Origin of the sequence: Deinococcus cellulosilyticus NBRC 106333 = KACC 11606 (genome assembly GCF_007990775.1) — a bacterium.
Taxonomy (GTDB): Bacteria; Deinococcota; Deinococci; order Deinococcales; family Deinococcaceae; genus Deinococcus_C; species Deinococcus_C cellulosilyticus.
Map to the genome: position 1 here is coordinate 146,997 of NZ_BJXB01000012.1, position 14,970 is coordinate 161,966.

General features: G+C 56.4%; 11 protein-coding genes. 6 read left to right on the forward strand and 5 right to left on the reverse strand.

Features of this window, described 5'->3' with window-relative positions:
• Positions 1 to 259 precede the first annotated feature (259 nt).
• Entirely contained in the window at positions 260 to 1,120 is an 861-nt protein-coding gene (locus DC3_RS14320) for an IclR family transcriptional regulator (protein ID WP_146885415.1), read from the forward strand.
• 220 nt (positions 1,121 to 1,340) lie between these two features.
• On the opposite strand, the gene DC3_RS14325 is transcribed toward DC3_RS14320, so the two are convergent.
• From DC3_RS14325 to DC3_RS14335, 3 genes are all read right to left on the reverse strand, one after another.
• The gene (locus DC3_RS14325; RefSeq protein ID WP_146885417.1) at positions 1,341 to 2,882 is read right to left on the reverse strand and encodes a catalase; all 1,542 of its coding nucleotides are present in this window, start codon (positions 2,880 to 2,882) and stop codon (positions 1,341 to 1,343) included.
• A gap of 63 nt (positions 2,883 to 2,945) precedes the next feature.
• On the reverse strand, positions 2,946 to 3,374 hold the full coding sequence (locus DC3_RS14330; protein ID WP_146885419.1) for a Fur family transcriptional regulator: 429 nt from the start codon (positions 3,372 to 3,374) through the stop codon (positions 2,946 to 2,948).
• Between the two features lie 226 nt (positions 3,375 to 3,600).
• The gene (locus tag DC3_RS14335) at positions 3,601 to 3,969 is read right to left on the reverse strand and encodes a hypothetical protein (RefSeq protein ID WP_146885421.1); all 369 of its coding nucleotides are present in this window, start codon (positions 3,967 to 3,969) and stop codon (positions 3,601 to 3,603) included.
• Between the two features lie 24 nt (positions 3,970 to 3,993).
• On the opposite strand from DC3_RS14335, the gene DC3_RS14340 reads away from it, so the two are divergent.
• The gene (locus tag DC3_RS14340; protein WP_146885423.1) at positions 3,994 to 4,404 is read left to right on the forward strand and encodes a hypothetical protein; all 411 of its coding nucleotides are present in this window, start codon (positions 3,994 to 3,996) and stop codon (positions 4,402 to 4,404) included.
• A 200-nt stretch (positions 4,405 to 4,604) separates the two neighbouring features.
• Here DC3_RS14340 and DC3_RS14345 read toward each other — a convergent pair whose 3' ends face one another.
• The gene (locus DC3_RS14345) at positions 4,605 to 6,017 is read right to left on the reverse strand and encodes an FAD-binding oxidoreductase (protein WP_146885465.1); all 1,413 of its coding nucleotides are present in this window, start codon (positions 6,015 to 6,017) and stop codon (positions 4,605 to 4,607) included.
• 65 nt (positions 6,018 to 6,082) lie between these two features.
• Complete coding sequence (locus DC3_RS14350; protein ID WP_222594771.1) at positions 6,083 to 6,556, reverse strand: hypothetical protein; 474 nt, start codon at positions 6,554 to 6,556, stop codon at positions 6,083 to 6,085.
• A 726-nt stretch (positions 6,557 to 7,282) separates the two neighbouring features.
• On the opposite strand from DC3_RS14350, the gene DC3_RS14355 reads away from it, so the two are divergent.
• From DC3_RS14355 to DC3_RS14370, 4 genes are all read left to right on the forward strand, one after another.
• The gene (locus tag DC3_RS14355) at positions 7,283 to 8,776 is read left to right on the forward strand and encodes a hypothetical protein (protein WP_146885425.1); all 1,494 of its coding nucleotides are present in this window, start codon (positions 7,283 to 7,285) and stop codon (positions 8,774 to 8,776) included.
• 194 nt (positions 8,777 to 8,970) lie between these two features.
• Positions 8,971 to 9,729, forward strand: a complete 759-nt coding sequence (locus DC3_RS14360; protein WP_146885427.1) for a 3-hydroxybutyrate dehydrogenase — start codon at positions 8,971 to 8,973, stop codon at positions 9,727 to 9,729.
• Positions 9,730 to 9,735: 6 nt separating this feature from the next.
• A complete protein-coding gene (locus tag DC3_RS14365; RefSeq protein ID WP_146885429.1) occupies positions 9,736 to 12,729 on the forward strand; it encodes an AfsR/SARP family transcriptional regulator in 2,994 nt (997 codons plus the stop codon).
• A 242-nt stretch (positions 12,730 to 12,971) separates the two neighbouring features.
• Positions 12,972 to 14,927, forward strand: coding sequence for a PAS domain S-box protein (locus tag DC3_RS14370; protein ID WP_146885431.1), 1,956 nt, complete (start codon positions 12,972 to 12,974; stop codon positions 14,925 to 14,927).
• The last annotated feature ends 43 nt before the right edge of the window (positions 14,928 to 14,970 follow it).

Genomic DNA, 14,970 nt, shown 5'->3' on the forward strand with positions numbered 1-14,970 from the left:
GGTCCACCCACCGGAATACCGTGGGGCAGAAAACGACCTCTCGATGCAGCACAGGACTGCACTTCTGGCAGCAGAAGTACCATCCTGCTGCACAACAGGTCAGCGCAGAGGGGGTGAAATGCTAGACTGGAGGCATGTTGACTTGTGGGGCAGGTCTGTTGAGGGTTCCTTTCGGTGGCGAGGCAGGATCGCAGTTCAAGAGCTGGGAAGCATTGTCAGGTTTTCACCAGTATAAAACTGTGGTACGGTGACCGCTACGATGGACCATTCAACGGACCACCATTTGAACGCAGATCAAGAATCCGCCATTCCCATTCTGGAAAGGCCCTTTCATCTGCTCACTTTCTTCTGTCCTGAACGCCCCATCTGGACCCTCTCCGCGCTGGCCCGGGAAAGTGGCCTGCCCAAAGCCAGTTGCCTGAGGTCCATCCGTGTGCTGGAAAAATACCGCTTCCTGCGCCGGGAAGGGGACGCCTATCGACTGGGGTCCCAGTTCATCCGTCTGGGAGCCTTCGTGCAGGAAAGCTCTCCGTCCAGAGGCATTGCCCTCCCCTATCTGGAACGCCTGCGCAACATCACCGGGCACACCAGCCAGTGGGCCGTTCTTGATGGATTCGATGGGGTGTACACCGAGGTGGTGCAGGCCCAGGCAGGACTCAGGCTCTACATCGTTCCAGGACAGAGGGTGGACCTGTATTGTGGTGCATCGGCACGCCTGCTGCTGGCTTTTGCCCCCAACAGCGTGCGGGAACACACTTTCCAGGCCCCCCACCCCAAATACACCCGCACCACCCCCACTTCATTGGAGGAACTGAAAACGCTGGACACCCTCACCCAGAAAACCTGGATGGCTGCCAGCTTTGGAGAGGTGGTGGAGCACTCGGTGGAACTCGCCGCCCCGGTGTTCGGGGCCAACGGGCATTTTCTGGCCGCAATCAGCATCGGGGCTGCCAGCACGGCCTACCCCACCATTGAGGAACTGCGGCGAGACCTCACCCTGCTCAATGAAACAGCCCGTGACCTCTCAGCAGATCTGGGGTACAGCAAGCCCTGGCTGGGAGACCCGGATTTTTTCCTGACCATGCTTAAAGGCCTTCAGTGGCTTCCATTTCAGGATTGAGTTTACAGTTTACAGTAGACAGTTTTTGATGTTGGCTTTCGCTCAGTTAATGGAGGCCATGATCTGCAATATTCATCTGGGAAAGCGCTGGGCAAAAAGACCTGCAAGATCTTGCACCAACATCAATAAATGGAATCTATTAAAAAATAAGCCACCATATTTTGAAGTATGGTGGCTTTGCCAGAAACACTGTGAACTGTTTACTGTGAACTGTCAACCCTTAAACGGTTGCCACTTCTTTGAAGGCTTCATCGTCCAGGGTGGCCTGAACACGCTCCTCCTGGGACAGCCTGGACAGTTCAATCACACGGTTGAGATCGAGGCCCAGACCTTTTGCCACACGGGTGCCATAGTCCTCATCCACCAGATAAAACAAGGCTGCCTGACGGTACTGCAGGCGTTTGATGGCACCACCGAGGGCTCCCACAATGTTGTCGATCAGAATGGCGCGCTTCTCTTCGGTCATCACTTCGCGGTACAGGATGCCAGGTTGCTCGAAATCACTGTTGGGGTGGGTGTAATCCTGGCGACCCATGGCCCCGATCACGGAAAGCTGGGGAATGGAAATGTCACTTTTCACCTGGGGTCCACCAAAGGTGTTGGGGTAGTAATTGGGGCCGCGCCCTCCATTGCTGCCCGTCATCATGGCCCCATCACGCTGGTAGTTGGCCCCACCTGAGTTTTTGGGGTTGTTCACGGGAATCAGGTGATGGTTTGCCCCCAGACGGTGGCGGTGGGTGTCTGCATAGCTGAAGAGGCGACCCTGCAGCATCTTGTCAAAACTGGGCGCAATCCCAGGAACGAAGTTGCTGGGTGCAAAGGCACTCTGCTCGGTTTCGGCAAAGTAGTTCTCAGGGTTGCGGTTGAGGATCAGCGTGCCAATGGGAATGAGGGGGTAATCCTTCTGGCTGACCGTCTTGGTGACATCGAAGATGTCGTATCTGTAGGTTCTGGCCTCTTCAGAGGGAATGATCTGCACCGAAACATCCCACACCGGGAAGTTCCCCTGTTCGATGTTGTCGAAGAGGTCGCGGGTGGCGTGATCGGCGTCTGCGCCTTTCAGGCGTTCTGCTTCTGCCGCAGGCAGGGTTTTGAAGCCGCCTCTGGCTTTGAAGTGGTATTTGACCCAGACATAATGTTCTGCGTCGGTGTACCACATGTAGGTGTGGCTGCCAAAGCCGTGCATTTCGCGGTAGTTGGCCGGAATGCCCCGGTCACTGAACAGGATGGTCACCTGGTGCAGGCTCTCGGGGTGCAGGCTCCAGAAGTCCCACATGGCGTTGGGGCTTTTCAGGTTGGTGCGGGGGTCGCGCTTCTGGGTGTGAATGAAATCAGGAAATTTCAGGGGGTCGCGGATGAAGAAGACCGGAGTGTTGTTGCCCACCAGATCGTAATTGCCCTCTTCGGTGTAGAACTTGACGGCAAAGCCTCTGGGGTCACGCTCGGTGTCGGCACTGCCACGTTCGCCACCCACGGTGGAGAAGCGCAGGAACACCTCGGTTTTCTTGCCGACCTCTGAGAGGAATTTGGCACGGGTGTACTGGGTCACATCGTGGGTGACTTCAAACACCCCGTAAGCTCCTGCACCTTTGGCGTGCACCCGGCGCTCGGGAATCACTTCCCGGTCAAAGTGGGCCATCTTGTCAATGAAGTGAACGTCCTGCAGCAGGCTGGGGCCAGGCCATCCTGCGGTCTGGGTGTGGGTATCGTTTTCAACGGGAGCACCAGTGCTGGTGGTCAATGTTTTCTGATCATCTGCCATATCGCAGGCAGTATAACACATACTCATAATGATTATGAATATTAAAGTTGCAACACGACTGGGTCAGGCATTTCCCTGACACTGCGGACATGTGCCTTCAAGTTCCAGCTGAACACCTGCCACCTGCCAGCCCTGCTCTTTCCCAAGCTGAGAAAGTGTTGCTTGCAGGCCTTCTGACAGAACCAGGTCCAGAATCCGTCCACAGACCGTGCAATGAAGATGATGGTGTGCACTGGTGTTCGCGTCATAACGGGCGGTACCCTCTGCATCCACAAACTTGCGGATCAGGCCTGCTTCCGAGAGAACCTGCAAGTTCTGGTACAGGGTTGCAATGCTGATGGGATGGCCTGTCCGCTTCAGGCCATCCAGCATTTCGTAAGGGGTTGGGTGGTCTTCACAGGAATGCAGGTACGTCAGGATGGTCCTGCGGGGTGCACTGGGACGCAGACCGCACGCTTGCAAGGTTCTGGCGATCTGGGAGGGGTCTTCCATAAACCCTGATTTTAACAGACGCTGGTCCTGCAGAGTGCAAGGTGTTCTACAGCACACCAGGGAAAAGGTCAAATCCAAATCAGTGAAGTTCTGGATGCAAAGACCCTGACCCTGGACTTGCTGTCAAAACTGGTCCATGATCCGTGAGGCAAAATGGGTTCATTTGATGTTGGTTTTTGTGAAGAGCAATTTCAGTCAAACACATGCTCTTGAGGGTGACCGGCATTCAGGATAGACCGACCAACAATTGCAAATAAGGACCGGAAAAATCAGCTGGATGTCCCTTTTCAACTTTTTGCCAGAAGAACACATCAAAGCTGAAGCAAAACTGAGTGATTTGCAGTGCACAATGGGTTCGGGCCGCCACCTTTGCTGTTACAGTGAAAAATGCACTTGCATCTGGTGCACTTGCATAGACTGAATTTGCCTGTTTCTCTTCCAGAGCGATACTTTTTTGAATTTCCAGCACATTTCTCAGCTTCACTACAGGTGATGTGTGAGATTTTTTACATTTATGATCCTCTACATCAAGTCCAGCAGAAGCAATCACCTTCTCAAACTCAACATCGAACCTGTGATATTGTTGATTTCCCATTTTGTTCCTGTTATTCTACACATCATGAAACTCCAGAAACTCAGTGAAGCCGTATCCGGACTCAATAATCCCCAGCGCAGTGATCAGTTTGTTCGTGCTTTCCGCAATGCAGTTCGTGACGAAGTCTTTGATGCTGCAGAAATTGAGGGCCGTTTTGAACTGCCCAAAGAGTACAGCCGCCGCAACAGCAACGAAACCTACAAGAGACAGGCCAAGGAAATGATTTTCGAAGTGACCCCCACTTACCAGAAGTGGTATGAGGAAGTCACCCTGGACCTCAACACCAGCAAGCGCCAGAAACGGGTCAAACCCACCCTTGAAGCCTATTCCAGTGGGGCTCTGGACTTCAGGGCTGCTGCTGCAGCAACCCGCGAGAAAATGAAAGCCAGCGAGCAAAAGGGCAAGAAACTCGGGTCCAGCCGCAAGAAGAAATAAAAACAACAAACCAAAAACAAACCTCCTTCCACCACGGCGAGGAGGTTTGTTTTTTGGTTTGCTGCAGAGCTGCCTCAATTCCATGCCAGTCGGTTGTGTTCGGTTCAAAACAATCATGTCTGTTCCCGACTGCACATCACCACAAACCTGGAAGATCTGGCAGAATGCACTTGCCAGATCTTCTTGATGCACCTGGAAGATTACAGGGTCACAGGTTCTTTTGCAGCAGGTGCCACATTGATGTTGCGAGAGAAAACATTCTCGGGATCATACTGGGCTTTCAGGTGGGAGAGGCGAGCCAGGGTGCTCTGACTGAACACGTCCTGCACACTGTGGGTGTCACGGCTTCCTGCGAAACTGCCGTACAGGCCTTCAGTGAAAGGGGTCAGTGCAGACCACATGCGTTCGGTTTCGGCCCAGAGCATGGGGAGGTGGTCTTTGCTGGGGCTCATGTTGGACACCATGATCAGGTACCCTTTGTCACGGTGAGAGAACGCAGCACTGCTGGAAGGAATCTGGGCCATCTTGCCCCCCAGAACACGCAGGCTCACAAACTGGGTGGGGGCCATCTGCCGGATGCACTGGTCGACCAGAACAGGCACAAAGTCCTGATGCATCTCCTTGATGAATCCAGAGCGCACGGTGTGGAAGTTTCCTGCAGCTTCACCTTCAGCCATCAGGGTGAAGAGGGCAGGGTAAGGCATCACACCTGAGAGGTCTGCCACAGGGTTGCCCAGTTCACGGAAGGGCTTGAAAACCTGTTCACCGATCTGAACATCTCCGCTGTAGCAACCCACGATGCCCACCACAGGTTTGCCCACCGCTTCAGCAGGCACAAAAGGAGCAGGAGGAGCGGCAATCAGCAGGGCCTGGCAGGTGAGTTCGGCAGGAGCAAGGAAAGCCAGCCTGGAAAATTCACTGAGCACCCTCTCGGCTTCCAGACCACTGTAGAACACGATTCCAGCGTAGATCATGCCGCCTTCGTGGGCCTGGTATTCCAGTCGGGTGATGATCCCAAAGTTGCTGCCAGCACCCTTGAGGCCCCAGAACAGCTCGCTGTTCTCGGTTGCAGAGGCGCGAACCCGTTCACCCCTCGCGGTGACCAGTTCCACGGCGATCAGGCGATCCACATTCAGGCCGTGTTTGCGCACCATCCAGCCAATGCCACCCCCCTGGGCCAGTCCGGCCACACCCACAGAGCCCGCATCACCTGCAGTGATCGCAAGGTTGTAGGGGTGGAGTTGCTGGGCCACCTCTCCCCATTTCCAGCCTGCACCGAGGGTCACACGGCTGGTTTCCACATCCACCTCGAAGTGTCTGAGGCTGGAGGTGTCCACCACCAGGCCGCCGCGAATGGACCCGAATCCGGCAGGGCTGTGTCCCCCCGTGCGGACCGCAACAGGCAGACCCTGGGCAAGGGCGAAACGCAGGGCAAGGGCCACACTTTCACTGCTCAGGGGGCGAACCACGATGGCAGGTTCGGCTTGCTCGGCAGCATTCCAGATGCGGGTGATGGTGGCAAATTCTTCGGTGTGGGGCAGCAGCACTTCGCCTTCAAAGTGGGAGATCAGGTAGGCGATGGCATCAGGGGTGAGGGTGTTCAGGGTGGTCATTTCAGGTGCTCCTTGAGGATGAATGGGGGTGAAAAGTCTGTTGCGGAAAGGAGTGCACAGAAAGATCACTGCACAGGGAGGCAGTAATTCATGTGCTCTTGGTGGGTCACAAAGTAGGCGTGGATGTCATAGTGGGGCACCGGAAAACCATCATGGCCCTGGGGCTGGAATTCGATGTCCACATGGTTGATGCGCTTGCCAGGAAGGGGTTTGAGGATGTCCACCCAGCTCTGCCCGTTCTTGAAGAGGTTGTGGTCAACCATCACCTCGACGAACACCACCTTGTTGCCCATCACGCCATAAATGGGTCCAAAGGGCAGGTCCCTGGGGTTGGCCCAGTGTTCGCCCATGCCGGGCACGCATTCGGAGATCTTGATGGTGCCTTCAGGGAGCCCGAGACGTTTGGCCTGCACGGCCACTTGCTCCTGGGTGGGGGTGCTGGCCTGGGCAGTGGTCTGGTGATCGTGGGGCATGCCCTGGTGGGCGAAAGCGGCAGAGGCAAGGGTGAGACAAAGGGCTGCAAAAATCGGTTTTTTCATGTCGTGCTCCTGATGGTTTGGCCCTGCAAAGGGCAAGAGGGGACGGTGCATCCACAGCTGTACTGTGGACACTGCGAAGGTCCTGGTTTTGTTGGCCTCCTGATTCAGGGGCCAGAATGTGTTGTGTGCATCATGGCTGTGCGCTTTTTGCGCTGCCTTTGTGCCTGGGTATAAGGTATTTCACGGTGCATGATTGCGCAGTGGTTCACATGAAGTGCATCACCCCACACAAGCAGTCTTGCATGAATTCTCTGTTCCAGACGCAAACAAACAATCTTTGCACCACAGGACGCAAGAAATGAAAGATCTGCAAGACCTGAAAACCGCGCAGAAATTCGGCTTCTACCCTGAAGAGCGGTCTAGAGCGCACAATCACGTTTGAATCATGCGAAAGTCAGGCACCCTCCCAGTCTCAGAAACAGAGAGAGCCCTCCAGAAAACTATGCTCCAGAATGAGGTTCATCACGCACCATCAGAACCTGTGGGCAGCCTGTTTAAGACACCCTCGTAACAGGGCAGTGGTTGGCTCAAAGTGTAACTTGAGACACAACTCATGGTTTCGCCTCCGGGGCTTTCCAGGTATAACAAAGAAAGCAGAGCAGACCCCCATTCTCAATCTCAAAAGCACGGCTCTGAAGTTCCCAGAAACAGAACTTTTGCCACCCTCCTAAATGGATTCTTCATTCACGGTATTTTTCACATGCATCAGGTACATTAAAGACATCCATGCGACTTCCCCCTGCCGAGCACCTGAGCCAGCTGATTCACTCCCCAGTGGATTACCTGAAGCTCTACATGGAGTGCGAGCAGGAAGGTGTCTTGCCTGATCTCCTGAAGGCCCTGGAGGCCCTGCCTTTCAGTGAGATCCGGGAGGCCAGACGGGCACGTATTTTGTACCGATTGGGCCAGTATCAGGCCATGCGTGGTTTACTCGAATCCCACCTTGCAGAGCCCCTCTGTCTGGCCTGGTATGTGGTCGAACTGGTGAGGCAGGGTGGAGAGGAACAATTGCGCAAGGTGATCACCCGTTTTTCTGTGACGTGGCCGATCAATGCAAAACCAACCAATCTGGAGGCCAAAGCACGGCTGCATGTTGCCCGTGGGGTGGCCTTTGTGACCCTCAACATGATGGACTCTGCAGAGCGGGAATTCTCTGAAGCTGTGCGTCTTTCTGAGTTGCTGGGCGATCAGCTCACCCGAAGTGTCGCCATCATGGAATTTGCCCGGAGGGACCTTTTCAACAACAAACTGGAACAGGCGCGTTCCACCTACCGGGAAATTCTGGAACGTGTTCCTGCCAACACAGCCATTGCCGATTTCAGCATGTCATACATGACTTTGCTGCATTGGATGCTGGGCATGGGAGAAAATGGCCTCTCTCCATGGGCAAAACATGCCCTGAGGCTGGCTTCATTGCAAACCTGGGATGAACCCATTCCCGATTATCCTGCAGATGTCAACCTCAAAATCATGGGGGAATCTCTGCTGCTGCTGAAAGATCTGCGGGTTCGCTGTGACCGCTATTTGTTCCACGCTCCATGGCACAGCCCTCAGCGTTCTCAGCTGGTGGAATTGCCCCAGATTCTGGAGCTTCATCAGCCATCAACCGGCAATGAGATTGTCCGGTTTTTCACCCAGATGTCTGCAGCTCTGGCTCTTGCCCTGGCCGGTGACCCACAGGCCATCTCTGTGCTGGATCATGCGCTCCAAAAACCCATTACCGGAATCCTGCAGCTGGTGGTGGCCCACCAGGCAGCACGCCTTGAGGTCGCCATGCTTCTCGGTCCTACAGACAAACTGGCCTTGCAGCAAACAGCAGCAGATTTGCTGGAGCAACTGCAACTCCTGTCACCAGCTGGACTGCGCTGGGTGATCTGGTGGATGCGTCATTTTTCACCTCATGCTCTGTGTATTCTGGCAGAACACACTGAACTGCTGCAGGCTGGAGCTGACACATGTCTGCAAATTGGTCCACAGCAGGTCAAGTTCAATCAACAGATTGTGTCAGGATATCCCTTGCACCTGCTGGATCAGCAGAAGCAGGGATCGGGACAGGACACAGTGGCTTTGATGGAAAGCCACCAGAAACTGCTTCACCGTCTGGGAAAGCCTCCAGTGGTGTTTCTGGACCGTATTGCCTCTCTGCACCTCAAAGATAAAGATTCCAGTAAGGGAAATCCCTGTGAAATCACAGAGACTCTGTCTAAGATGGAGTCATGAAACGAACACGACTCTGGATCGCAGGTATCTTGGTGATTTTGGGAACCCAGGCTGCTTTCGCCAACCCGGGACAGGGGGTACAGCAACAACCTGTATTGATGAGCACACAGAGCTCTCCTTCACAACCTTGCAGCGGTTGCTGATTCCCTTTCAGGTGTAACCAGATTGTGCGTGGGTCTGGATAGAATACATGCATGTCAACACGCATCGCACTGGTCACTGGTGGCACCAGTGGCATTGGCCTGGGCATTGTTCGCAGGTTGAAACAGGACGGCCTGCAGGTCGCGGCCCTGGACCTGGATTCTGAACACAACCGCAAAGTGGCATCAGAGGAAGAAGTGCTCTTTGTGCCTGCCAATCTGGCAGAACGTGAAGCCTGCAAAAACGCCATCGGGCAGGTGGAAGAGGCCCTGGGGGGTCTGGACGTGCTGGTGAACAACGCTGGGTTTCAGCACATCAGCCCGATTGCAGATTTTCCCGAAGACACCTGGGACACCATGCTGCATGTGATGCTCACGGCACCCTTTTTGCTGTCCAAATACGCCTGGGAACTGCTTGGTCGCTCTGGTCAGGGGCGGATCATCAACATTGCTTCTGTGCATGGTCAGGTGGCGAGCCCTTTCAAAAGTGCCTACATCAGCGCCAAACATGGACTGATTGGTTTCACCCGGACGGCCGCTCTGGAAGGTGCAGCCACAGGCATCACGGTGAATGCCATCTGCCCGGCCTACGTGCGGACCCCACTGGTGGACAGGCAACTTGAAGACCAGGCGAGGACCCGCAACATTCCCATTGAAGAGGTGGTTTCGAAGGTCATGCTGGAACCTGCGGCCATCAAGCAGCTTCTGGAGCCAGAGGATGTCGCGGCTCTGGTGTCTTATGTGGCCTCAAAAGCCGCCTGGGGCATGACGGGTTCAGTGTTGAATCTGGACCTGGGCTGGACCGCCCGGTAAACCTCCATGTGGCGCGAAGACATCCCCGAGCACCGCACCCGCCCTCCCCAGTTGCGCGGGGTGATGGACCGTCCGCACCTGCTCCAGGACATGCAGGCCACCCGCCTCTGTGTGGTACAGGCTCCAGCAGGATACGGAAAAACCAGCGTGCTGTACCGGCTGTACCATGCCCAGAAATGCCTGTGGTACACCATGGACACCGATGACCTGCAACCTGTGCACCTGATTGGCGCTTTTGCACTGGGTCTGGAGCGTCTGGGGCTGGGAGACCGCCTGACTCACCTGCTGGACGAACAGGCCCCCATCAGCAAGTTGGTGGACACATTGATCGGCACACTCATCCAGCATGGGATCACCCTGATCATCGATGAAGCGCAGCACCTTCCCGAGAGCCCCCTGCATGGTGTGATGCGCAAACTGCTGGAGCAGAACCGGGTGGTTCTGGGCACCCGCAGGCCCATCCATTTGCCTGAACTGGTGAAAGCCCGGGCCTCTGGTGAACTCGGGGTGATCAGCTCCAACGAACTGAGTTTCAGTGCTGCAGAGTTCATGACCATGCTGCAGCAAGCCCAGGTGCAGCTCTCCCCTGCCGAGGTGCAATTGTGCCTGAATGTCACAGAAGGCTGGCCGATTGCCACACGGTATCTGGTGCAGGCCCTCTCGAGTGGCCGGGTGACCCCCAGAACGCTGGAGGACCTGGAATTGCGTGGTGCAGGTCTGGGTGAACTTTTTGCGTATGTGGCGCAGGAAGTGCTGGAGCCTCTGGACCCGGGCCTGCAGAGTTTTCTGAGGCGCAGCAGCGTCTTTGAGGTCCTGACCCCCGAAATCATGGAAGAGGCCCTTGAGGAGCCCCTCTCCCGCACCCACCTGGAAACCCTGGCCCGGTCTGGAACGTTCCTGTCCAGGGATGCCAGTGGAGCCTACCATGCCCATCCCCTGCTGAGAACCCACCTGCGCAGCACCCTCTCTGAAGAGGAGCAGCAGCAGATTGCCGCCAGGGGTGCACTGGCCTACGAGAAGCGTTCCCGCTTCAGGAATGCCCTCAATGCCCACCTGCTGTCAGGCAACCTTGAACGGGCTGCAGAACTGTTGTGTGAACACGGCAGTCGCTGGCTGATGGAAGGACGTGCCCGACTGGTTGGACGCGCCCTCAATCTGCTCTCGGAACGCTTTGGTGCCCATCCTGAACTGCACATCTTGCAGGGGGACGTGTTGCGGCACGCCTGCAGGTACCCGGAAGCGATTGCGGCCTACCGTCAGGGTCCCGAACTTGAGGCCCTGCTGGGTGAAGCGCAAGTGTATCTGGACACGGTGAGTCCTCTGCATGCGGTTCCACTGCTGGAAAAGGTTGCTCACCTGCCCAGAAATGAAGCGCAGGAGGCCAGATTCCTCACCATGCAGGCCGAAAATGCCCTGAACGAGGGAGAGGTTGAAAGGCCCAGACGCCACATCAGGCACCTCACCAGTCCGGCCCGACTGCACCTCCGTTCCGGTCAATTGCGGGAAGCCCTGCATGCAGCCACACATGCCTCAAGGGACGAAAAAGGCCTTCCCAGACTGGCCTCAGGGCACCGGGAAGGGCTTTTGCTCTCCAGCCTGCTTCATGCTTTTCTGGGTCAAACTGAAGAAGCCGAGCAGTGCGCCAGAGAAGGGATCAGGGAAAGCGAAAGGCTGGTCAGTCCTTTCAGTCTGGCCCTGGCCCATGCACGCCTGGGGCATGCCCTGATCAGCGCAGGAAAGTTTGAGGAGGCCCGCACCGCCTACCTCAACTCGCTGGAACAGGGCCAGGTGACAGTGGCCCCTCGGCTGCGGATCGAGGCCCAGATGGGTCTGGCCCACCTGGATGCCCGCCTGTATGGCAGAGGAGAAGAACACGCTGAAAAAGCCCGTGCCGTGCTGCAGGATTCCGGAGACCGCTGGATGTACGCGCTGATGCACCTGATCTACGCTTACGGCTTGCACCACGCCAGCACACAGAAGTCCCGTCAGGTGCTTTCTGAGGCAGCAGGTGCCGTGAGAAGCCTGCATGACCCTTTCCTGCAATGCCTGTGTGACCTGCTGGAATACCTGCAGACCCCTGGACCAGAACTGGCCCACAGGCTCCTGCACAACATGGAGTCGCACGATTACAGTTTCCTGCTGCTCAGGCCATCTCTCTTCTACCCTTTCGAGAATTCATCTGAGCGCATTCAGGCACTCATCTTGCTGAAGGCCCACAGCCCGGAACACAGCCTTTATCTGGACCACCTGGCAGAGCAACTCGGATACTCTGGGCTTCCAGACAGGCACCCTGGATACACCCTCAGGATCGAGCTGCTGGGTCCTCTGAAAGTCTTCAGGGACCAAAACCCCATCGAGGACTGGGGCCGGGCCAGAGCCCGTGACCTGCTGGCCCTGCTGGTGGTCAGTCCTGAGGGCATCACCCGGGATGTGGCCATTGAGACCCTTTATCCAGAAGAGGCCCCTGAGATTGCGGAGCGCAACTTCCGCATTGTGCTGCACGCCCTGGGCCAGACCCTGGAAAGTGAAGATGCCAAAGGCTACTTTCTGGAACGCAGTGACGTGCTGAAACTCAAACCCAGCCCGGACCTGAAGGTGGACCTTTGGGAGGCCTTCCGGGTCCTGGATTCCAGTTGCAGCCCGGAAGCCCTGCTGAACCTTCCTCTCAACCTGAGCACCCAGTTTGATCTGGCTGCCCTTGAAGACCAGAGGGTCCTGTACCGCACCCGGCTTGAACGTGCCCTGGTGCAGGCCGGGGAGCAGGTGCTGCACCAGAACCCCATTCAGGCAACCACCCTCGCAGAACGCGCCCTGATGCTGGAAAAAGCTTCCGAAGATGCCACCCGCCTGCTGATGCGCTGTGCCCACCTGCAAGGTCAGATGGACGTGCTGCACCGCAGTTACCAGCGTTGCGAGCAGGCGCTGGAAGACCTGGGCCTCAGGCCTTCCAGCCAGACCCGGAACCTGTATGTGGAATTGAATCGAGCACTGCTGCATTGAAGACAAGTCATGGGTTTCATCCAGAAGGACAGGACGGGCCAGAGACCCGTCCTGTGCAGTTTTGAGACCGCCCATCTCCTCCTGCCCCTCTGCAGGGTCCACCGGATGGGCTCTGTCAGAGGCCTGAGAGGCAAAATGGTGTAGCATCTTTTAAAACCATCTGCAACAGCAGTCAAACGTGCATTTCATGTGCAGCTCTTTTCCTATATTGAGTGTGTTTCTTCCTGTTCCCCGGAGTTTCCATGTCCCTGTCCTTCCGTCCCTCCATCACCGAACTGGCCCTCAAGTGGCCCAACCATGCTGAAGACAGGTTCGCAGCCCTCTTTGCACAGGCCTTGCACTGCAGCAAGGCAGCAGTGTGGTTGCAGTCACAGGATGAACCCACAGGAGTCCTGAAACCTCTGGGCACATATGGCATCCATCCAGATGAACGTCCTTTGCTGGAAAACGCCCGCATCAACCTGAAAGAACCTTCGCTGGGTCAGCAGGCCCAGCAGGGGGAGTACATTCAACTGGTCTGGACCCGGGACCTGAACAAAATGGGAGCCGCCGAGCACCTGCTGATGCGGGCTTATGGTCTGGACACCCTGTTCTGTTGTGCCCTCAGGCTGCCCGATGATACCCTGGGCCTGATCTATGCTGCCAGCGAAGAGGATCTGGAGCCCACCACCCAGCAGATTGTGCGTGCAGCACAGGTGGCAGAGGGCCTCACCATTGGGCTGCACCGCTCACAGTTGAAAGATGTGGCAAAGCAGACCCGTCAGGAGCTGCAAAACATTCTGCAGCACTCTCCTGACATGATCATCACCCGCAAGGGCACCATGTACACCTCGGTCAGCGATGCAGTGCAGCAGATTCTGGGTTACCGCCCAGACGAGATGGTGGGGCGCAGCATCACCGAATTCATCCACCCAGAGGACCTGGAGCCCACCCTGAAGCTGGTCCGGGAACACCTTGAGGAGCAGCAATCCATCCGGCATTACCGCTGCCGTTTTGTTCACAAAGACGGCCACGCTGTGCACATGTCCTGGAACACCGCCCTGCAGGAGGGGGACCGGGTGGTGGCTGTTGGCAGGGACATCAGCGACATTGTGGAAGCCAGGGCCCGCATTCAGGAAAGTGAAAACCGTTTTCGCACCATTGCCAACAGCGCACCGGTCATGCTGTGGATGATGGATGCAAAGCAGCAGTGCACCTTCTTCAATGATGGCTGGCTTTCCTTCCGGGGCCGCACCCTGGAACAGGAACTGGGCTGGGGATGGGCCCAGGGGGTGCACCCTGATGATTTTGAGTCCTGCAATGTCGAGTTTCAGAAGCGCTGGGCCGCCAGAGAACCCTATGAAGTGGAATTCCGCATGTTGCATGTCTCCGGGGAGCACCGCTGGACGGTCTCTAGGGGTGTTCCGCACTTCAGTGAGCATGGGACATTCCTGGGTTACCTGGGAGGCTGCCTGGACATCCATGACCGCAAACTGGCCCAGAAAGTGCTGGAAGAACAGGACCTGCAACTGCGCGAGGTGATGCGCCTGCAAAAGCAGTTCATGCAGGATGCAGCCCACGAACTGCGCACTCCGCTCACCGCCATCCAGGGCAATCTGGAAATTCTCTCCAGACACTTCCACCTGCCAGACACTGAAAAGCAGGAGATTCTTTCAGAGGCCCTGTGGGAGACCATGCGCCTGGGCCGTCTGGTCAATGACATGCTGGTCCTGGCCCGAGGAGACATGGGGCTCAGCTTCAGGGTGGAGGATGTCCGTCTGGACCGCCTGCTGCGGGGCATCTGGCATGAGGTCTGTTCTGTGACCCCCACCCATCACTTCGAGCTCGGAGGGCTGGAGAGAACAGTGATTCAGGGAGACCACGAAAGGCTGGAGCAGATGTTTCAGGTGCTGCTGGAAAATGCCGTGCGTTACACCCCGGAAGGTGGAACCCTTCAGCTCAGTCTGCAACAACAGGGCCATCTGGCAGAACTTCGCCTGAAAGACACCGGGGTCGGCATCGGACCTGAAGACCTGCCTCGCGTCTTTGAGCGCTTCTACCGGGTGGACAAGGCCAGACAGCGCAACGATGATCCGGGAGGAACAGGTCTTGGCCTGCCCATTGCAAAATGGATTGTGGAAAACCACGATGGCAAAATCTGGCTTGACAGCGAACCAGACAGAGGAACCACTGTGGTGGTGCAGTTTCCTCTGAAATAAAGTCAAACAGCTGAATCAAAAAAGCCCGGAGGTCTCTCCGGGC

Coding starts and splice junctions, on each gene's coding strand:
- DC3_RS14320 (WP_146885415.1), top strand. CDS start 260: ATGGACCATTCAACGGACCACCATTTGAACGCAGATCAAGAATCCGCC.
- DC3_RS14325 (WP_146885417.1), bottom strand. CDS start 2,882: ATGGCAGATGATCAGAAAACATTGACCACCAGCACTGGTGCTCCCGTT.
- DC3_RS14330 (WP_146885419.1), bottom strand. CDS start 3,374: ATGGAAGACCCCTCCCAGATCGCCAGAACCTTGCAAGCGTGCGGTCTG.
- DC3_RS14335 (WP_146885421.1), bottom strand. CDS start 3,969: ATGGGAAATCAACAATATCACAGGTTCGATGTTGAGTTTGAGAAGGTG.
- DC3_RS14340 (WP_146885423.1), top strand. CDS start 3,994: ATGAAACTCCAGAAACTCAGTGAAGCCGTATCCGGACTCAATAATCCC.
- DC3_RS14345 (WP_146885465.1), bottom strand. CDS start 6,017: ATGACCACCCTGAACACCCTCACCCCTGATGCCATCGCCTACCTGATC.
- DC3_RS14350 (WP_222594771.1), bottom strand. CDS start 6,556: ATGAAAAAACCGATTTTTGCAGCCCTTTGTCTCACCCTTGCCTCTGCC.
- DC3_RS14355 (WP_146885425.1), top strand. CDS start 7,283: ATGCGACTTCCCCCTGCCGAGCACCTGAGCCAGCTGATTCACTCCCCA.
- DC3_RS14360 (WP_146885427.1), top strand. CDS start 8,971: ATGTCAACACGCATCGCACTGGTCACTGGTGGCACCAGTGGCATTGGC.
- DC3_RS14365 (WP_146885429.1), top strand. CDS start 9,736: ATGTGGCGCGAAGACATCCCCGAGCACCGCACCCGCCCTCCCCAGTTG.
- DC3_RS14370 (WP_146885431.1), top strand. CDS start 12,972: ATGTCCCTGTCCTTCCGTCCCTCCATCACCGAACTGGCCCTCAAGTGG.